This is a genomic window from Corynebacterium sp., from assembly GCF_052107835.1.
Lineage (GTDB): Bacteria > Actinomycetota > Actinomycetes > Mycobacteriales > Mycobacteriaceae > Corynebacterium.
In genome coordinates this window covers 1-18,969 of sequence record NZ_JBQEDF010000046.1, presented here as the reverse complement: position 1 = coordinate 18,969, position 18,969 = coordinate 1, and the positions used below count along the sequence as shown (strand labels likewise).

17 protein-coding genes and 2 pseudogenes are annotated in these 18,969 nt (G+C 66.9%); 12 read left to right on the top strand and 7 right to left on the bottom strand.

Annotated features, from left to right (window positions below):
- The first annotated feature begins 78 nt into the window (after positions 1–78).
- The 4 genes from ACTIL2_RS11380 (at position 79) to ACTIL2_RS11365 (ending at position 4,401) form a co-directional block, all read left to right on the top strand.
- A complete protein-coding gene (locus ACTIL2_RS11380; RefSeq protein WP_442337576.1) occupies positions 79–384 on the top strand; it encodes a hypothetical protein in 306 nt (101 codons plus the stop codon).
- The gene (locus ACTIL2_RS11375; protein ID WP_442337575.1) at positions 384–1,772 is read left to right on the top strand and encodes an alpha/beta hydrolase; all 1,389 of its coding nucleotides are present in this window, start codon (positions 384–386) and stop codon (positions 1,770–1,772) included. The genes ACTIL2_RS11380 and ACTIL2_RS11375 overlap by 1 nt, the downstream gene beginning before the upstream one ends.
- Positions 1,744–2,916 carry an NAD(P)-binding domain-containing protein gene (locus ACTIL2_RS11370; RefSeq protein WP_442337574.1) on the top strand — a complete coding sequence of 391 codons (1,173 nt, stop codon included), beginning with the start codon at positions 1,744–1,746 and terminating at the stop codon, positions 2,914–2,916. Before ACTIL2_RS11375 ends, ACTIL2_RS11370 begins: the two co-directional genes overlap by 29 nt.
- Positions 2,917–2,979: 63 nt before the next feature.
- Positions 2,980–4,401, top strand: a complete 1,422-nt coding sequence (locus ACTIL2_RS11365) for an NAD(P)/FAD-dependent oxidoreductase (protein ID WP_442337573.1) — start codon at positions 2,980–2,982, stop codon at positions 4,399–4,401.
- Here the strand turns inward: ACTIL2_RS11365 and phnE (ACTIL2_RS11360) are convergent.
- The 7 genes from phnE (ACTIL2_RS11360) to cmtR all read right to left on the bottom strand — a co-directional run bounded on the left by phnE (ACTIL2_RS11360) (position 4,361) and on the right by cmtR (position 11,732).
- Positions 4,361–5,281: a phosphonate ABC transporter, permease protein PhnE gene (gene phnE / locus ACTIL2_RS11360; RefSeq protein WP_442337572.1), complete on the bottom strand. Its 921-nt coding sequence runs from the start codon at positions 5,279–5,281 to the stop codon at positions 4,361–4,363. The two genes, ACTIL2_RS11365 and phnE (ACTIL2_RS11360), sit on opposite strands and share 41 nt — an antisense overlap.
- Positions 5,278–6,309, bottom strand: coding sequence for a phosphonate ABC transporter, permease protein PhnE (phnE, locus tag ACTIL2_RS11355; protein WP_442337571.1), 1,032 nt, complete (start codon positions 6,307–6,309; stop codon positions 5,278–5,280). The genes phnE (ACTIL2_RS11360) and phnE (ACTIL2_RS11355) overlap by 4 nt, the downstream gene beginning before the upstream one ends.
- Positions 6,306–7,073, bottom strand: coding sequence for a phosphonate ABC transporter ATP-binding protein (gene phnC, locus ACTIL2_RS11350; protein WP_442337570.1), 768 nt, complete (start codon positions 7,071–7,073; stop codon positions 6,306–6,308). The genes phnE (ACTIL2_RS11355) and phnC overlap by 4 nt, the downstream gene beginning before the upstream one ends.
- Complete coding sequence (locus ACTIL2_RS11345) at positions 7,070–8,122, bottom strand: phosphate/phosphite/phosphonate ABC transporter substrate-binding protein (RefSeq protein ID WP_442337569.1); 1,053 nt, start codon at positions 8,120–8,122, stop codon at positions 7,070–7,072. Before ACTIL2_RS11345 ends, phnC begins: the two co-directional genes overlap by 4 nt.
- Positions 8,123–8,240: 118 nt before the next feature.
- The gene (locus tag ACTIL2_RS11340) at positions 8,241–9,446 is read right to left on the bottom strand and encodes an aminotransferase class I/II-fold pyridoxal phosphate-dependent enzyme (RefSeq protein WP_442337568.1); all 1,206 of its coding nucleotides are present in this window, start codon (positions 9,444–9,446) and stop codon (positions 8,241–8,243) included.
- Positions 9,447–9,456: 10 nt separating this feature from the next.
- Positions 9,457–11,376: a heavy metal translocating P-type ATPase gene (locus ACTIL2_RS11335; protein WP_442337567.1), complete on the bottom strand. Its 1,920-nt coding sequence runs from the start codon at positions 11,374–11,376 to the stop codon at positions 9,457–9,459.
- Complete coding sequence (gene cmtR, locus ACTIL2_RS11330) at positions 11,373–11,732, bottom strand: Cd(II)/Pb(II)-sensing metalloregulatory transcriptional regulator CmtR (RefSeq protein ID WP_442337566.1); 360 nt, start codon at positions 11,730–11,732, stop codon at positions 11,373–11,375. The genes ACTIL2_RS11335 and cmtR overlap by 4 nt, the downstream gene beginning before the upstream one ends.
- Positions 11,733–11,866: 134 nt before the next feature.
- Between cmtR and ACTIL2_RS11325 the strand changes: the two are divergent.
- From ACTIL2_RS11325 to ACTIL2_RS11290, 8 genes and pseudogenes are all read left to right on the top strand, one after another.
- Positions 11,867–12,133, top strand: a pseudogene (locus ACTIL2_RS11325) (LLM class flavin-dependent oxidoreductase); the annotation flags it as partial.
- Positions 12,134–12,164: 31 nt separating this feature from the next.
- Positions 12,165–13,574, top strand: coding sequence for a recombinase family protein (locus tag ACTIL2_RS11320; protein WP_193103807.1), 1,410 nt, complete (start codon positions 12,165–12,167; stop codon positions 13,572–13,574).
- A 982-nt stretch (positions 13,575–14,556) separates the two neighbouring features.
- Entirely contained in the window at positions 14,557–15,972 is a 1,416-nt protein-coding gene (locus tag ACTIL2_RS11315; RefSeq protein WP_442337565.1) for a Rep family protein, read from the top strand.
- Between the two features lie 83 nt (positions 15,973–16,055).
- A complete protein-coding gene (locus tag ACTIL2_RS11310; protein WP_442337564.1) occupies positions 16,056–16,499 on the top strand; it encodes a plasmid mobilization protein in 444 nt (147 codons plus the stop codon).
- Positions 16,496–17,695 carry a relaxase/mobilization nuclease domain-containing protein gene (locus ACTIL2_RS11305; protein WP_193078988.1) on the top strand — a complete coding sequence of 400 codons (1,200 nt, stop codon included), beginning with the start codon at positions 16,496–16,498 and terminating at the stop codon, positions 17,693–17,695. Before ACTIL2_RS11310 ends, ACTIL2_RS11305 begins: the two co-directional genes overlap by 4 nt.
- Positions 17,664–18,188 carry a hypothetical protein gene (locus tag ACTIL2_RS11300; protein ID WP_226829420.1) on the top strand — a complete coding sequence of 175 codons (525 nt, stop codon included), beginning with the start codon at positions 17,664–17,666 and terminating at the stop codon, positions 18,186–18,188. Before ACTIL2_RS11305 ends, ACTIL2_RS11300 begins: the two co-directional genes overlap by 32 nt.
- 98 nt (positions 18,189–18,286) lie before the next feature.
- A complete protein-coding gene (locus ACTIL2_RS11295; RefSeq protein WP_442337563.1) occupies positions 18,287–18,742 on the top strand; it encodes a GNAT family N-acetyltransferase in 456 nt (151 codons plus the stop codon).
- 129 nt (positions 18,743–18,871) lie between these two features.
- Positions 18,872–18,969, top strand: a pseudogene (locus ACTIL2_RS11290) (LLM class flavin-dependent oxidoreductase); the annotation flags it as partial.

Sequence of the window (18,969 nt, the reverse complement as noted above, 5' to 3'; positions counted from 1 at the left end):
GTCCTCCTTCCCTTTTCACGGCCCTGTGCCCTACTGTCCTGACACCGGCACCCGCCGGACACACAGGAGGAGGGCCCCATGGGACAACGGGTTTTCGGGATCGGGACGGAACAGGTACTCGCCGCGGCGCAGACGCTGAAGCGGGATGCGCAGTCGCTGACGAGGGCGCAGTCGTCCATCCGCGGCGGTGCGCCCGAACCGGCCTCACTTCCCGGCGGCCGGGCGGCAGCGGCAGCGATCGACGGCGCGGGACGGGTCGGGGAGGCCGTCGGGGGCGAGGCCGCGATCGTGGACGTGGCGGGTACCGACCTGCGCAGTTTCGTCAAGGCCGTCGACGACACCGAACTGACGTCCGCGTCCGTGTTCTCCGCCGGTGGATGCTGATGGACGTCCACGAGATAGCCGGGGCACCGGTCGATCTGGCCCACGATGCAGCCCGGCAGTGGTCGGAGGGCGGTGACCTGCTCCGGCAGACCGCCAGTGACCTGCGCACCCTGGGCGCCTTCGAGACCTGGTCGGGCCATTCCGCGGAGTCGATGCGCCACCGCGTGGACAGTTCCGCGAACCGCACGGACGCCGCCTCCCTCACCGCGTCGGGGACGTCCACCGCGCTGCAGGGTCAGGCGCTGGCCGTGTCCACCGCCCAGGCGGCGGTGGTGCCCACACTGGCGACGGTGAAGGCCGCCGGAATGCGTGTGTCGCCGGACGGGACGGTGGTCGCCGGGGGTGCGGGCGGCGTGGCGGGAGTCCTCGCCGCGGGTGCCACGGTGGCACTCAAGGCTGCGGTCACGCTGGTCAGAACGCTGGACTCCGCGGCAGCCACCGTCATCCAGGGGCTGTGCGCGGTGGACACTCCCCCGTCGCCGTCGCCGGTGATGATCGATCCCGCGTCGGCCGCGGTACTCATCGCCGACAGGACGGACGCCCGGGCGGATGCCGTGATCCCGGAGGCGATCGGACGGGCGATGACGGCCACGGAACAGGGGAAGATCCGGCAGGCCGTTGCCGAGGCACGAACCCAGCTGGCACTGCGGGGGCTGTCACCCGACGAGGTCGCTGTAAGCGTCCAGAACCTCAACGGCACCCCGGTCGTCGTCGCCGGTGACCTCTCCAGCGCTGACACCGTGACAACCATGGTCAGCGGGGTGGATTCCTCCGAGGTGGGCAAGATCGTCGGGACGTCCTCGGCGGCGGGACGCATCGCCGGACCGGGCCACGCCGTCATCGCCTGGCACGGCTACCAGGCACCGGCAGGGTACGTGGGCGGTGCCAGTCCGAGCAATGCGCAGCACGGGGTATCCTCCCTCCGTGGACTGCAGAGCAGCCTGCGGGAGAGCACCCGCGATGACGCCGAACTCCGGATCCTGGCCCACAGTTACGGGTCCACCCTGCTCGGCGCCGCCGCGTCCGAGCCCACCGCCCCCCTTGAGGCGGACGTCGTGCACCTGGTCGGAAGCCCCGGCACCGGTCACGGTCATGCCGGTGACCTGCACCTGCGGGCGAAGGACGGGGACACCGCGGAGATCCATGCGTGGCGGGCGCCGGGGGATGTGATCCGGCTGGCCGACGGGATCGACGCGATCCACGGTGCCAGCCCCGCGGCCCCCGACTTCGGCGCCGACACCATCGACGGGGCATCCCCTGCCCTCCAGGGCGGACGGGCAGGAGGCGTGGTGGACACCCTCACCGACGCCTACCTGTGGACCCGTGGCGAATGGAACGCGCACAGTGGATACTGGTCTGATGAGCAGTTCCTCGACAAGGTCAGGTGACGTGAAGTCCGTTGATGCCCTGATCGTCGGGGCCGGGCAGGCGGGGCTCGCCGCGGCGCATGAGCTGGTGCGCCGTGGTTTCGCGCCGGGAACGGACTTCCTCGTCCTCGACGGCAATGACGGCCCCGGCGGGGCATGGCGCGACCGGTGGGATTCGTTGACCTTCGGCCGGGCGCACGGGATTGCGGACCTGCCGGGGATGCCGATGCCGCGTCCCGACCCGGATGTCCCGGCGTCCTCCCAGGTCGCCGGGTACTACCGGGCCTACGAGGAGAAGTTCGGGCTTGATGTGGTGCGGCCCGCCCGCGTGATCCGGGTCGAGTCGCAGGACGGCGAGCGGGACGGCGCCCTGCTGGTCACCGTCCTCATCGGGGAAACGTGCTCAACGATCCGCACATCCGTCCTGCTCAACGCGACCGGGACGTGGACGCACCCGCACATCCCCTACGTTCCCGGCATCGACCGCTTCGCCGGTCGCCAGCTGCATACCGTGGACTACGTGCGCAAGGAGGATTTCGCCGGCGAGCGGGTCGTCGTGGTCGGCGGCGGCATGAGCGCCGTGCAGTTCCTGCTGGAGCTGAACACCGGCGGTGGCGCGGCAGACACGGTGTGGGCGACGCGGCGTCCACCGAACTTCACCCCGGACACCTTCGACGAGAAATGGGGGCTGGACGTGGAGAAGCGTGTGCGGGAGGACACCTACCACGGGCGGCGTCCCCGGTCGGTGGTGAAGAACACCGGCATCCCGCCGTGGCCGGACTACCTGCAGGGCATCGAGGACGGGACGCTGGTCTCCCGTGGCATGTTCACCGCCATCGGGGAGACGTCCGTTGATTTCTGCGGAACAGGTCCGGTCGACACCTCGACCCTGGCTCAACCGGCCAGCTGGGACCCGTTCCCACCGGGGCACCGGGAGCAGGTGGACACGATCTTCTGGAACACGGGGTTCCGTCCCGCACTGAACCATCTTGCCCCACTGCACCTGCGTGAGCCCGGTGGCGGAATCACCATGGCGGACGAAGTGACCGTGGCCAGGGATCCGCGCGTGCTGCTCGTCGGTTACGGGTCGACGGCATCCACCATCGGAGCGAACCGGGCCGGCCGTCTCGCCGGACGGGTGGCCGCGGGTAGGCTGCACCCGTGACTTCCCCGGCGTGGCGGCACGTGCCGTCACCCCCACATACCGCGCACCAGGAGTGATCCCACCGTGGGCACAACCATCTTCGAACGGCAGGTCCCGCCGGCGTCCGCCATCGACCTCAGTCTCGCCGGCACCCGCTCGGAAGTGTTCTGGCAGGCCGACCTTCCCACCGACCTGCAGCCCGCCCGCCCCTCCCTGGTCGGGGACACCACCGCTGACCTCGTGATCGTGGGCGCCGGCTACTGCGGACTGTGGACCGCGCTGCTCGCCAAGCAACGTGACCCGGCACGGCGCGTGACCGTCCTCGAATCGCAGCGGGTGGGGTGGGCGGCCTCCAGCCGCAACGGCGGCTTCTGCGAAGCCAGCCTGACCCACGGCCACGAGAACGGCATGAACCGGTGGCCGGACGACATGCCCGCCCTCGAGAGACTCGGCCTGGAGAACCTCGACGCCATCCAGTCCACGGAAACCGATCTCGGTCTCGACTTCCAGTTCGAGCGGAACGGCTCCCTCTCCGTCGCCGTCGAACCCCACGAGATCCCCTGGCTGCGGGACGAGGACGGTGACAGGTCCCCCTTCCTGGCGGAGGAGGACGTCCGGGCGACCGTGAACTCCCCCACATTCCTCGCCGGGCTGTGGGACAAGGACGGCTGCGCACTGGTCCACCCTGCCCGCATGGCCGCAGAACTGGCACGCGCCGCCGAGGAGCTGGGGGTGGAGATCCTCGAGCACTCCCCCGCCACCGCGCTGGAGTCCGACGACTCCTCCGCCACCGTCGTCACCGCCCAGGGCCGTGTGCGTACCGACCAGGTCGTCCTGGCCACCAACGTCTTCCCGTCACTGCTGAAGCGCAACCGGCTGATGACCGTCCCGGTGTACGACTACGCCCTGATGACCGAACCGCTGACCAGCGAACAATGGGCGCGGATCGGCTGGAATGACCGGCAGGGCCTCAGCGACCTCGCCAACCAGTTCCACTACTACCGTCCGACGCAGGACGGCCGGATCCTCTTCGGCGGCTACGACGCCGTCTACCATTTCGGACGCCGGGTCAACCCCGCGTACGAACACCGGCCGGAGACCTGGCGGAAGCTGGCCTCCCACTTCTTCACCACGTTCCCGCAGCTCGAGGGGCTGACGTTCTCCCACCAGTGGGCGGGGGCCGTCGACTCATCCACCCAGTTCACCGCCTTCTTCGGTACCGCGCGCAAGGGGCGGGTGGCCTACGCGGCCGGATTCACCGGCCTGGGCGTGGGATCCACCAGGTTCGCCGCGGACACGATGCTGGATCTGCTGGCCGGCGAGGACACCGAGCGCACCCGGTTGGACATGGTGCGCAAGCGTCCGCTGCCGTTCCCGCCCGAGCCCGCCGCAGCGGTGGGTGTGGCGGCGACCAAGTGGGCGATGAACCGCGCCGATCATAACGAGGGCAAGCGGAACCTCCTGCTCAAGACGCTGGATGCACTGGGACTGGGGTTCGACTCCTAGGGGTCCTCCCGCCGGATCTCCGGGGCGTGGCCCCATGGATGACCCGGTGCCGGACGAAGGACGACAGCTGGTCCACGATGACCGTCACGACGATGATCACCACCAGGGCGATGCCGATGCGGTCCCAGGCACGGGCATTGAACACCACACTGAGCAGTGAACCGATGCCGCCGGCGCCCAGGGTTCCGAGGATCGCCGAGGCCCTGATGTTCACCTCGAAGCGGTAGAGCCAGATCGCGATGATCTCCGGCATCGCCTGCGGGATGACCGCCCACCGGATCATCTGCAGCTGGTTCGCCCCGGAGGCCCGCAGCGACTCCATCGGGCCGGTGTCCACACCCTCGATCGCCTCGGAGATGAGCTTGGACAGTGTGCCGATCGAACTGATGCCCAGGGCCATCGCGCCGGCCAGCGCACCTCCCCCTGCCCCGAAGCCGAACAGCGGCAGCATGATGGCGATGGCGAAGATGATCTCCGGGATCGCACGGATCACCGACAGGACGAACCGGGCCACCGCGTAGACGGGGGTGGGCGACATGTTGCGCGCGGCGAGAAAACCCATCGGCAGGGAGAAGGCGGCTCCGACCAGCGTGCCGGTCCAGGCGATCGCCACCGACTCCAGCATCGCAGTGAAGGACCCCTCCCAGTAGCCCCGGACCGTCTCGTCCGGCACCTGGAACACGCCCTGGAACATCAGCTGGCCGTAGCGCCAGATGTTCTCCGGCATCCGCCACAGCGACCCGAGGTCCATGCCGGTGCCGGCGAACCCGGCGATGACGATGATCCCCAGGACGACCATGCCGACGTCGTAGCCCAGCTTGGAGGGTTTGACCGGGCGGGCGTCCAGGCGGTCCGGGGTGTACGTCGGTGAATCGCTCACAGCAGCTTCCTCCGGATCCACATCGACAGCAGGTCCACCCCGAGGATGACCACGATCAGGGCAATGAGGATCGCCCCGACGTTCTCGAAGTTGAAGCGGTTGACCTGCAGCATCATCGCCGAGCCGATGCCGCCCACTCCAACGACACCGATCGCCGCCGAGCCACGGATGTTCAGCTCGAAGACGTACAGTGCGTAGGACACGAAGCCGGGGAGGACCTGCGGTAGGACGGCCAGACGGTTGCGCTGGACCAGGGACGCGCCGGTGGCGTCCGCGGCCTCGAGCGGGCCGGGGTTCACCGCGTCAATGGTCTCGCCGAGCAGTTTGGCGACGATGCCGATGTTGAACATCAGCAGCGCCAGCACGCCGGCCAACGGCCCCATCCCGTGCGCGGTACCGCCGATCAACGCCACGAACAGCAGTGCCCAGCCCACGTCCGGAATGGAACGCACCACGGAGTTGACGGCCTTCACGATCTGCGAGGTGACCCTGTTCGGGCTGGACACCGGCGAGGCGAGCATCGCCAGCAGGAGGCCGAAGGCACAGCCCAGGAACGTCGCGACCACCGCCATGGACAGGGTCACGAGCCAGTCGTCCCACACCCGCCAGATGTAGGACCAGTTGGGGTCCAGGAACCCCTCGAGCTGCGGCCGGACATTGTGCCAGCGCTCCCACAACGGGGTGAGGGTGAAATCCACCTTCGACCCGGCCCAGTAGGTGAAGGCCACGAAGGCCACCGTCCCGAACGCGCCCATCGCTCCGACGCGGAGCCTCCAGCAGACCGCCAGCAGGACGAGCAGCAGGACGAAGACGATCAGTGGATTCTGCGGCGCCCACAGCGTGGTGAAGCCCAGGGGCAGGAACAGCACCTCGGAGGAGTCGCGCGTCCACCAGAAGAAGGCGAACGCCGCGACGGCGAACCCGACGAGTCCCAGGTACGGGAGTGCACCTGGACTGGGGCGCTGGGGTCGCTGCGTGTGCCCGGTCAGGTCGTCGCTGCCGGTGGCCTGGGATGTGGACGTGGTCACGGTCGGTCCCCGGTGTCCTCGGCGGTGAGGGACCGCTGGTAGACCTCCTCGATGACCTCGTCGGTGGCGTCCTCCACCGGCCCGTCGAAGACGACCCGGCCGTCCCGCATCCCGATGACACGGTCGGCGTAGCTGCGGGCCAGCTCCAGGTGGTGCATGTTCACGATCGTGGTGATGCCCAGGTCCTGCTGGATCCGGCGCATGTCGCGGAGCACCTTGTGCGCCGTCGGCGGGTCGAGGGAGGCCACCGGCTCGTCGGCCAGGATCACCTCCGGATCCTGGGCGAGCACCCGGGCGATCGCCACGCGCTGCTGCTGGCCTCCGGACAGGGACGACGCCCGCTGGTAGGCCTTCTCCACGATGCCGACGCGCTCCAGCGACCGGAAGGCGAGCTCCTTGTCATCCGCCCGGTACCACCCCAGCAGGGAGCGCCAGCTGGGCGTGGACGAGGACCGTCCGACCAGGACGTTGTTCAGCACCGACACCCGGGTCACCAGGTTGAAGGACTGGAATATCATCCCGACCCGGGAGCGGAGCTGGCGGAGTTTCGTCTTGCTGCGCGGGTCAACGACGGTGTCGCCGACCGTGATGGTCCCGGAGGTGTAGGGGACCAGCCCGTTGATCGCGCGGATCAGCGTGGACTTCCCGGCACCGGAGAGTCCGACGACCGCCACGAACTCACCGTCGTTGATGGTCAGGTCGATGCCGCTGAGGCCGGTGAACCCGTTGGGGTAGACGACATCGACGCTGTCGAAGGTGATCACTCTGCTTCGGGGAAGTTGTTGTAGACGTCGCGTGCCCCGGCCAGCGCTTCCTCGTCGGCGGGGGCGAGGCCGTTGATCTCGTAGACGTCGTAGAGCGCGTCGCCCTCGTCCAGGTCGCCCTCGGAGGAGAAGGACAGGAACGCTTCGTTGATCGTCTCGCGCTCCTCCTCGGTCAGCACGTCGTCCCCGGCCATCACGATGCCGTCGTTGGGGATCGGTCCGGCCCAGGCGAAGACCACGACCTCCTCACCGACGTCCTCGGCCTCCTCGACCACGTTCTCGCGGGCGTCGTCGAAGGACGTCCCGACCTCGGCGTTGCCGTTGTACACGTTGAGCACGGAGTTGTCGTGGCTGTCCCCGGAGAACTGCTCGTCGATGTCTCCGCTGCCCGGGGTGAAGCCGTTGAGGTCGTCCAACTGGGTGGCCGGGTAGTAGTAGCCGGAGGCGGAACCCTGGCTGACGTAGGAGACGGTGGTCCCCTCCTCGATGCGTTGCAGCGCGTCCTCGCCCATTGGTCCGTACTCGGCGAGCTCGCCGCTGTCCTCGTCGAGGATGCCGTTGCAGAACAGGAATCCGTCGTCGTTGGCGACGGGCTCGTCGTCGCAGTACTTGTCCGGGTCGTTGGTGAACCACTGGGTCACATAGTTCTCCGAGCCGTCGCGCAGCGCCTGCAGGGTCGGCACCGCGTCCGCCTGCTCCTCCGCCTGGATCATGCCGATCGGTCCGGTGAACACGATGTGCGCGTCGCCGGTGCGCAGCGCAGTGACGGAACCCAGGTAGTCATGGGCGACGTCGATGGTCACCGGGAAGCCACCGAGAGCATCGCTGAGCTGGTCGGCGACGGCGTCCGCGTCCTCGACGATCTGGTCGGAATCGGTGGAAGGTATCAGTGAGATGACGAGTTCGTCGACCGAGGTGATGTCGGCGTCAGACGCTGCCGCGGTGTCGTCACCGCCACCGGTGACGTCCCCTTCGTCACCGGCGCATCCGGCGAGGGTGAGGGTCAGGACGCTCAGGATCGCGAGGGCTGACCTGGTCTTCAGGCGCATGGGTTTTCCTCTTTCGTCAGGAGAGCCGTGAAAGGCCGTTACGGTTCACGGTAGTGGTTGTCACCCTAAAAGGGGCCTCTTTGGCCGACAACCGGAGGAGCCTGACCGGCGCGAGCTTTCACGCAATGTTCACATGCGCGGCGAGGTGCCCGACCAGTGCATCGATCTGACTGCGGGTGTGGGTGGCCATCACCGCCACCCGCAGGATCGCCTTGTCTCGGGGCACCGTGGGGTACCGGATCGCGGGGACATGGAAGCCGGCGTCGCGCAGCTGCGCTGCGGCAGTCATTGCGGCACCCTCCTCCCCCACGGGGACGGGGACGATGGGCGTGGGCGCACTGCCGGACGGCACGGCGAAGCCCGCGTCCCCGAGCCGTTCCCGCAGGTAGGACGCGTTGCTCTGCAGGCGGTCAACGCCGGCGGCCCCCGCACGGACCAGACGGACGGCGGCCAGGGTGGCTGCGATGACCGGAGCGGAGTTCGCCGTGGAGAAGACGTAGGACCTCGCCTGGTTGGTCAGCAGGTCGGCGAGGGTGCTGTCGCAGCAGATGAAGCCGCCTTCGCTGCCGAGCGCCTTGCTGGCGGTGCCCACCAGGACGTCGGGACGCGCCGTTGCACCGGCACAGCATCCCCGCCCGCCGGACAACGTACCGATGCCGTGGGCGTCGTCCACCATGAGCAGGGCCCCGTGGTCATCGCACAGCGTTCGCAGGTCGGCGGCCGGGGCGGTGGTGCCGTCCATGGAGAACACCCCGTCGGTGACCACCAGTGCGTGCTCGGTCTCCCGGCTGGCCAGGAGACGTGCCAGGGAGGCGGTGTCGCGGTGGGGGTAGACGGCGAGCCGGGCGCCGGACGTCCTGGCGAAGCGTATGCCGTCGATGATGCTGGCGTGGTTGCGCTCGTCGGAGAAGATGGTGACCTCACCTGCCGCAAGCACACTGATCGCGGCGAGGTTCGCCTGGAATCCGGTGGCCAGGTACACGCAGCGCGGGTAGCCGAGCCAGTCGGCGATCTCCTCCTCGAGTTCGGTGTGCAGACCGGTGCTGCCGGTGGTCAGCCGGGAACCGCCGGAGCCTGCGCCGTAGACGTCCAGTGCGTGGTGCGCAGCGGCCAGCACCTCCGGATGGGAGGCCAGGCCCAGGTAGTTGGAGGACGAGAAAAGCAGCCGCCGGTCGCCGTCGACGGTCGCCAGGGCGTCCTGCCCGCCGGTGAAGACGGAGGGGGTGCGTTCCAGGCCGTTCGCGCGCCACGTCGCCAGGCGCGCCGCGAGATGGTCACGGTAGCTCTGCGTCGCAGCGTGCGCACCAACTTGAACATTGTTCATGTGGGTGATTCTAGCGCGCACCGGCCTTTCCCGTGCGCGCTGCGCGGAGCGCGTTGAGGATCACCAGGACCTCGGCAACCTCGTGGACGAGCACGACCGCCGCGAGGCCGAGGGTTCCGGTCACCGCGAGCGGGAGCAGCACCGCAATGATCAGCAGTGACAGGGCAATGTTCTGGTTGATGATGCGCCGGCCCCGGCGGGCGTGGTCGAGCGCCCTGGGTATGAGGCGGAGGTCGTGGCCGGCGAAGGCGATGTCGGCGGATTCAATCGCCGCGTCCGATCCGGTCGCACCCATGGCAACGCCGATGTCCGCGACAGCCAGCGCCGGGGCGTCGTTGATTCCGTCACCGATCATCGCGACTGGTCCGGCCCCCGACAACGCGCCGATCGCGTCGGACTTGCCCTCAGGGCGCAACCCGGCCCTTGCGTCACCGATTCCCGCCAGGTCGGCGAGGGCGGCGGCGGTGCGGGCATTGTCCCCGGTGAGCATGGTGACACCCACTCCGCGGGCTGCGAGCATGCGGACGAACTCCGGAGCCTCGGGTCGTAGCCCATCACGGACACCGATCGCCGCGGCCGGTGCCCCGTCCCGGTGCAGGATGACGACCGTCATCCCCTGCCCCTCCAGACTCCCGACCCTGTCCCGGAGATGTCCGGAGTCGATCCAGCCCGGACTACCGACGGTGATCCGCGACCCGCCGACCACCCCTTCAATGCCGTGCCCGGCCCGCTCGTCCACATCGGTCGCCTGCGGAACCTCCGGGGCTGCCCCGGTAATCGCCGCGGCGAGGGGATGGGTACTGTACCGCTCCAGTGCGGCCGCCCAGCACAGGGCCTGTGTCTCAGTCACCCCGTCAACGGTGGGAACAGCGGCGACTGCGGGCTCGTTGCGGGTGAGGGTGCCGGTCTTGTCCACAGCGACATGACGGATGGTCCCCAGGCGTTCGAAGGCGGCACCCGACTTCACGATAACCCCGTACCTGCTCGCTGCCCCGACCGCGGCGACGACGGTGAGAGGCACGGAAATGGCCAGGGCACACGGGGACGCGGCAACGAGCACGACGAGGGCCCGTGTGATCCAGAGTTCCGGGTCACCGATAAGCGCCCCGACAACAGCGACCAAGACAGCGAGGACAAGCACGCCGGGGACCAGCGGCCGGGCGATCCGGTCCGCGAGGCGGGCCCGTTCCCCCTTCTCCGCCTGCGCCTCCTCGACCAGGCCGACAATGGTGGTCAGAGAGTTGTCGGTGCCTGCAGCAGTCGCTTCGACCTCGAGCATGCCGACAGTGTTCACCGACCCGGCGGAGACGGCGTCCCCGGGGCCGACCTCGGCGGGAATCGACTCGCCGGTGATTGCGGAGGTGTCAAGCCTCGAACTCCCCGAGTGGACGACCCCGTCGGTCGCAATCCGGTCCCCGGCGCGGACGACCATGCGATGCCCGACCGCCAGGTCCTTCACCGGAACCTCGACCACGTCGACGCCGTGACGGACACCGGCGGTCTCGGGAACGAGCCTCAATAGGGCGCGAAGTCCTCCCCGGGCGCGGTCCATCGCCTTGTCCTCCAGCGCTTCGGCGATGGAGTAGAGGAACGCCAGCGCCGCAGCCTCCTCCACGTAGCCGAGGAGGATTGCTCCGACGGCGCTGATGGTCATGAGCAGGCCGATGCCGAGCTTCCCCGCGAGCAGTGCGCGAACCGCCCCCGGAACGAACGTGGATGCACCCAGCAGCAGACCGGTCCAGAACAGCACCGGAGCCAGGGCATCCGCCCCCGACCATTCGCAGATCAGCCCGGCGAAGAAAGCAACGCCCGAGAGTACCGGGACCATAATGCCGCGGCCCCTCCACCACGGCCCGCTGCGGTCGCCGTGATGGTCTCCAACCTCGCTTCCAGCGCTCGCGCCCCGGGGCCCGCAACATTCCGGACTCATACGTCCCCGCCCGGTTCGCAGCAGCCTGGCACCGCGCACGTGACATCCATGCACGGTGCATTCTCATCCACCGCCAGCGTGACCTCCACGAGAGATGTCAGTGCCGCAGCCAGGTGCGGGTCCGAGATCTCGTAGCGCGTCCTCCTTCCCTCGGGTTCGGCGACGACAATGCCGCAGTCGCGCAGGCAGGCAAGGTGATTCGACACGTTGGATGCCGTCAACCCCAGATTCCGTGAGAGGACGGCCGGGTAGTTCGGGCCGTCCAGGAAGGTCATGAGGATCCGGGAACGCGTCGGATCGGCCATGGCCCGTCCGAGTCGGTTCATGACGTCCAAACGGGAAGCAATAGTCAGCATACGCTGAATATACAGCAATCGCTGAACTATTGACAGGGCCCGGGGCACCGGCCATCACCACTTGCGGAATATCCACGGTAGGCTTATAGTTGACGTATCAACTACTTACGAATCCACCACCAAGGAGCACACGAATGAAGGCCTTCGGCTTCCTCAGTTTCGGCCACTACGATCTCTCGGCATCCGCACGCTCGAACCCGGGCCGTACCATGCCGGGCGCGAAAGAGAACATCAAGAACGCCGTCGACATCGCCGTCGGCGCCGACGAGATCGGCGTGAACGGCGCGTACTACCGCGTCCACCACTTCGCACCGCAGCACTCCGCGCCGATGCCCGTCCTGTCCGCCGCAGCCGCCCGCACGAAGCACATCGAGGTCGGCACCGGCGTGATCGACATCCGTTAGTGCATCTCGTAGTTGTAACCTTGGAGTTATGACTAAAGTTGCGGCGTACGTCCGAGCATCCGTCGATTTCACCGGTGAGCGCTGGTCGGTCGGCACTCAGAAGGAGGTCATCGCACGTCGAGCCGAGGAACGCGGTTGGAAGATCGTCGACGTCTATGAGGACAGTGGAGTGTCCGCATCCAAGGCGCGCGGTCCCAAGACTGACTGGGCGAGAATGCTTCGCGACGCCGATGCGGGCCACATCGACATGGTCGTCGCAGTGGACGTGGATCGACTGCTTCGGAGCACGAAGGATCTCAACACCCTGATCGACCACGGGCTCAAGATCGTCACGCTGGACGGCGAAATCGACCTGTCCACGGCTGACGGCGAGTTCAGGGCGACGATGCTGGCGTCCATCGCGAGGTTCGAGACAAGGCGGAAGTCCGAGCGCCAGCTCAGGTCGAATGCGCGTCGACGGGCAGAGGGCCTGCCTGCCTCGGCCTGGACGCCGTTCGGCTGGACGAAGGACGGCAAGGTTGTCCCTGATCAGGCGGAGGCGGTCCGCAGGGCGTTCGACTCCTTTCTCGGCGAGCCGTCGCTGTCCATCCGCCGCATTCGCGAGGACCTCAACGCAGCCGGTCACCGCACTGCCCGAGGATCCGAGTTCTCCACCGACGCTGTCCGTTACTTGCTCGGGAACCCGCTCTACGCAGGCTTCATCAAGAAGTACTCCACGGGCGAGCTGCACCCTGTCACGGATGAACGGTTCCCGCCTATCGTCGCCGAACAGACATGGCGGGCAGCGTTGGCGAAGCTGGAGGACAACGTGAGGCGGGCGGCCAGGCAGGGCAATCAGCCGAAGTACCTGCTGTCGTCGGTCGGGCTGTGCGGGAAGTGCGGCGCGACGCTCGTCTCTGGGACCAACAGTCAAGGGGTAGGCACCTACAGGTGCGGCGACCACTTCCACCTCTCGCGCCAGCGCACGCCTGTCGATGCGATGGTGACCGAAGCCGTCCTCACCAGACTATCCGCGGGGGACGTGCACGACCTGGTCGTACCCAAGGAGGACGTCGGGGTCGACCGCGAGACACTACTGACGGAGCGCAACGCCCTGATCGAACGCGTGAACGAGCTGAGCCCCATGCTGAGCGACGTCAGTCAGCCCGTTATCGAGATCACGCAAGCGATCAACGATGTGAAGGCCCGCATCGTCGAGATCGACGCCGAACTGCATGATCGGTCAGTGTCGCAGACGTCGGACTTCATGGTCGACATTGCCGATCCCGTTGGCACCGTGCAGCGCCGCGAAGCCGTAGAGCGGAAGTGGGATGCATGGGACATGGACCGTCGTCGGCTACTCGTGGACGAGCTGGTGACGGTGACCATCGAGCCGATCCGCCCAGGTCACGTGAAGTTCGACCCTGACCTCATTCGGATCGATCCGAGTCGCAACTGATTCACGAGTCGACTCGTCATTGCAATGGTGAGTCGAGTCGTGGGAGAATGGTTGCAGACATAGAGAATCCCCCGGGGTCCGAGGTAGTAACTCGGCACGAGCCCCCGATAATTAGCCGGTAAACACAGTCGTAAGCGCTCGACGGGATCCGGAAGAACTCATTCGTGAGGTTTTCCGTCATGTCTTCTGTCGTTCTCGACGACCCTTGCACCAGCGATCTGTTTCCTCCCCTGACCCCAGTGGGGTCTGAGGGGTTCCCTTCCCGCCATGATGGTGACGATCCCGTCATCGCCGCTGCCCGCGCCGCTGGCCATCGTGCCGGTAAGCGCCTGGCTAAGACCCCATTGACCCCTCGACAGAGGGCTGTCATCGCCTCCCTGGTCGGGGGTGGTCGGTCATGAGCGCCAACGCCTCTGCATTCGACCATGTCCTTGGTTTCCGTTGGCGTCAGGGCGATTCGTCCCTTGCCGACAGTGAGGCTCGACTCCACGACCTCGGAGTGCTCCGCTCCGTCCTCGAAGAAGTCGTAGAGCTGTCGGTCGCTGACGCCCGTACAGACGGGGTCACCTGGGCGAGGATCGGTGATGCCCTGGACGTTACCCACCAGGCCGTCATCAAGCGTTATGGGAAGCGTTCTGGGGGTGATCGCCGATGAGCGCCGACCCCCACCCCCGTTCCATCGCTCTCGCCGACCTGACCTCGCCCGAAGGGCCTGACCTGGCACCCGCCGCAGGCGGGCTGCCCGCTGGTGTTTCAGCCTCCAAGAGTTTCGGGAGTTCTACTTGTTCCTACGGGCGCGGCAAGGGCTTGTCGATTGCCGCGCTTTGCAACGAACTGCCTGGTCAGAGGACTGTTCCCATGTTCCGCCTCCCCGAGAATACGCGGGGTCATTTGGGGTCTCATTTGGGGGTCAATAGGGGGTCAATTAGGCGCCTTGCTCTCAAAGTACCTAGTTGTGCTGCCCTGGTCGGGGGTGGTCGCCGTGGCTAAGCAGGAGAACAATCCCACGAGCATCGGCGTTACCCAGTACCTCGATCGGGAGTACTGGACCTGGGCGGTGAACGATCCGAACGGCGCTGCATTGCTCCAGCAGGATGCCGGGACGATCCTCACCTACCTCGTGCAGCGGTTGGAGGCTGGCGGGGGCGAGGTCGTCGAGGCCTACGGGATCATCCACGACAAGGACGAGCGTGAGGTCTGGAGCGAAGCCCAGCAGGCACTCGTGATGGAGCCGAAGCCCGCGCACCTGCATGCAGTCATCAAGTTCAAGAACCGCTCGAAGAGTGCGCCGATCGCTCGGCTTGCCGATTTGCTCGGAGTCGAGCCGCAGTACGTCGAGAAGCCGAAGGCCGGGCGGTACGCGCATGACAACATGCTGAGCTACCTCACGCATGCGAAGTACGCGGACAAGCACCAGTACGCGCCCGCCGAGGTCGCCACGGTGCGCGGGCCTGACTACCTCGGGATCGACGCCCAGCGCCGTGAGGCATGGCTGAAGGGCCGTGCCCACCTGAAGAAGAAGCGGGTGGCCGAGGACTTCGAGGACATGCGCGATCGGGTGCTCCAGGGCGAGATCACGCGTGATCAGATCATGCTCACCGATGAGCTGTTCGACATCTACTCGCGGCATCAGCGAGAGATCGACGATGCTCTCTCGGCCTACGGCCAGCGCCGAGCGTACCGGGCGGCAGCGAATCTTCGGGCCGGTGCCTTCTCGACGCATGTCGTGTTCGTTCACGGGGACGCCGGGATCGGCAAGACCCGGTTCGCCACGGACTTCATCACGGCCTCGATCAATGCTGCGAACGCCCATGGCGAGCGGTGGCAGGTCTACCGCGCCGCGACCGGGAATCCGCTCGATGACTGGCGTGGAGAGGAGGTCCTGCTGCTCGACGATCTGCGCGCTTCGGCTATGGACGCGAACGACTGGTTGCTGCTGCTCGATCCGTACAACGCCTCACCCGCGAAGGCGCGTTACAGGAACAAGGGCGAGGTGGCACCGCGCCTGATCGTCATCACGGCAACGATCGAGCCGGTCGAGTTCTTCTACTATGCCCGACAGAAGGGCAACGTAGACGAGGCGCTGGACCAGTTTATCCGCCGCCTGGCCTCGGTCGTGAAGGTCTTCCGCGCCGATGACATCAACCGCTACCTCGTGCAGCACATCGGGAAGATCGAACCCTACGAGTGGCATCAGTGCAGCCTCCCGGTTGCCGCGCACTCGCCCGGTGTGAACGGCAACATGTACCACCAGGCAGTCGGCTCGCGCGAGCTGACGTACGGCCCCGAGACTTCGGCCGAGCACGACGCCGAGAGCGCGGTCGTCGAGCTGCTCAGCGGGCTCGCGGTGCGTAGCCCCGACGTGCCGTTGGCGATGGCTGCGGGAGGTGCGTCATGAACACGTTCCATGCCCTCGATGAGGATCGGCTTTCCCCTCCGCCCGCAGGGAGCGAAGCGACCGAGGACGGAGGCCAGCGGTACTTGGACGACAAGAGCGCCAGCGAATTGTCGGACAAGTACCCTGCTGGCCCTGACCGTACGGCTCCCAACACCAATGATGGTCATGGAGTCGATGAGCCCCAGGCGAATCGCGACGTGAGCATCGACGTGCGGGTCACGAAGGCGGAGCGCGAAGCGGTTCGGCGACGTGCTCGCAGGCTCGGCGTGAAGCCGAGCAAATGGGTACGCACGGTCATTCTCGACGCCCTGGACTCCCGCCGGGACGGTCTCGGGCATCTAGAGGTCGCGGCGGCCTCCACGCCGTCGCCGGAGCTGGGTCAGGCGGTCGAGCAGGTGCGCCGAATCGGGATCAACCTGAACCAGGCGGTGCGTCGCGGTGGTGCCCTCGACGACGATCTGCTGCGCGAGGTCATGGAATCGATGGATGCCGTGCGGGCACAGCTCGGGGATCGGACGGCGCTATGAGTACGGTCAACGTGAAGCCGTCGCGGTCCGCCAGCGACTCGGTCGGGTACGCGCTGTACGGCAACGACAAGGACAAGCGCACAGAGCACGTCCAGACCGGCACCGATCGTGCCGCAGCGATGTCGTGCTCGGTGGAGTCGCCGTGGGCCTTCGTCGCCCGCGCAGAGGCTCTGGCGAGGGCCCACGGGCGGAAGAACGAGCTGTACTCGTACACGCAGAATTTCTCGCCGGACGAGTTCGGCAAGAACGACCGGGGGCACGTGCAGCGGGTCAATGAGCTGGGCGTGAAGCTCGCGGAGCGGATGCACTCGGCCGATCACCTCGTGGTCACCCACGCCGACTCGGCCGGCGGGCACCTGCACAACCACATCTACGTCATCAACCACGACAACCTCACCGGGAAGTCGCTGCAGCGGAACACGTCGTGGAAGAACGGCCTGCGCCAGGCCAACGACGAACTGATGCAAGACGAGGGGTGCCAGGTCCTCCCGTCGCCGGAGCAAGCAAAGCCGGACTGGTCGCAGCGCCGGGAGGACTTCGCGTCAGGCGGATTCGAGCGCATCCTCGGGGACAAGGTCGCCGCCTCGCTGCGGGACAAGCGGTCAGTGGACCGGGCGGGATTCACCGAGGTACTCGACGAGCATGGCGTCGCCCTCGCAGAGACCCAGCGTGACGGCTGGACGTACAAGATGCGCCGGGCCGACAACGGCAAGCTCGGCCGGAAGAAAGCATCCGGGCTGACGCCCGAGTTCACCGCCGAGGGCGCACAGCAAATCTTCGAGTTCCACGAAAACAACCGACAGAAGGAGCAGAGCAATGAGCATTCTCGACGAGATGAGGAACGAGCAGCAGGAGACCGAGCCGAGCTCGACGGCGTCGAATCTGTCGGAGCCTACGAACGCCGACGTCATCGCAGCGGTCAACAGGCAGACGAAGGCCGTGAACGGACTGAAGTCGTATCTGCGATTCGCGATCGAGGAAACCGTCAAGGAGGAGCTGAAGGCCCTGCCGTCGACCTCGCAGCCGTCCGTCAACAGGTCGTCGCAGATCGAGAGCGTCGAGAGCAGACTGAGCGAGATCGAGAGCACGCTCAGAGTGTTCGCGCAGAGTCTCGACGGGAAGCAGCTGCAGAGCGCCTCGCAGAGCTTGATCGCCGAAGCGCAAATGAATCGAGCAGCTACGGCCTCGGCGACTGAGAAGCTCCAGTCCCTGGCCGAGGACAACCAGAAGCTCGTGAGCCAGGTCGGCGGTGCCGTGCAGCGGATCGATAAGCGCACAGAGGAGCGGGTCGAGAAGGCCGTCGAGCAGGTCGCCGGGGAGGCCTCGGCCACGATGACGGCGAACCTCGACGCGTCGAACGAGCGCGCCGAGCGGATCATGCAGGCGACGGCGAAGCTGGAGGCCCGTCAGCTCTGGTCGGCAGCAGCCGCGATGTGCCTCGCGCTCCTGCCGGTGGTCGTGGTCGTCGCCGGGCTCTGGATGGGAATCGCCGGGCTCATCGCGGGCGCTCAGTGGGCGCTCGACGTGGACGGGAGCGTGTGGCTGAGCATCGGGCGCTGGCTCGTGTTCGCCGTGGGCCTCGCCGGGGCGGGCTACGGCCTGTTCGCGTCCGCCCGCTGGGTGGCTCGTCTCGTCGAGACCTGGAAGGGCCGCGGGATGCCGAACTGGCCGAGCTGGCGGAAGAGGTGACTGCGATTCCCGAGGGCAAGCGCGCAGAGCGCGTGCGGCAGGCCACACGGCTGGCGAACAGCTTGGTGTCGAGGACACAACTCTGCGACGATAATTGCATGCAGAACAATCCTGAAACTTTAATTCGCCCTTCGAAAGGCGAAGGTGAATACCCAGAACTCGTCAAAATTTGGCGCAGCGCCGTACGCGCAACTCACGATTTCCTCAAAGAGGAGGACTTTGGGCGAATCGAGGACAACCTCGCCTCGATGTATTTCCCGGCGGTGGCCCTCATCGTTGCGGAGCGAGACGGCGCGCCGGTCGGCTTTGCCGGAGTCGCCGAGGGCAATCTTGAAATGCTGTTCGTAACGAACGAGGTGCGAGGTGGCGGTGTCGGAACGTTGCTGCTCCGCGAGGCGATCTCTAGCCTCGGCGTAACCAAGGTTGACGTGAATGAACAGAACGAGGGCGCGCATGGCTTCTATCTCAGTCGCGGATTCGTGCAGATTGGACGCGACGAGCTGGACGGCGATGGTCGACCGTACCCGACGCTCCACCTGAAGTTCAGTCAGTAAATACCAGGTCCCAGACGACAGCGACGAGTTCTAGTCGCTGTCGTCTTTCTGTTTGGTTCCCATTCCTGACCTGTCCGCCATATGACCACAGAAAATCTGCGAGAGTCATTGGTGTACAAGCGCCACAGCTTGGACATGCGCTACGAAAACCCCCTCCACCTCGCCGAGGAGTCCGCGCAGCTGGACCTGCTCAGCGATGGCAGGGTTGCACTCGGCGTGTCCCGGGG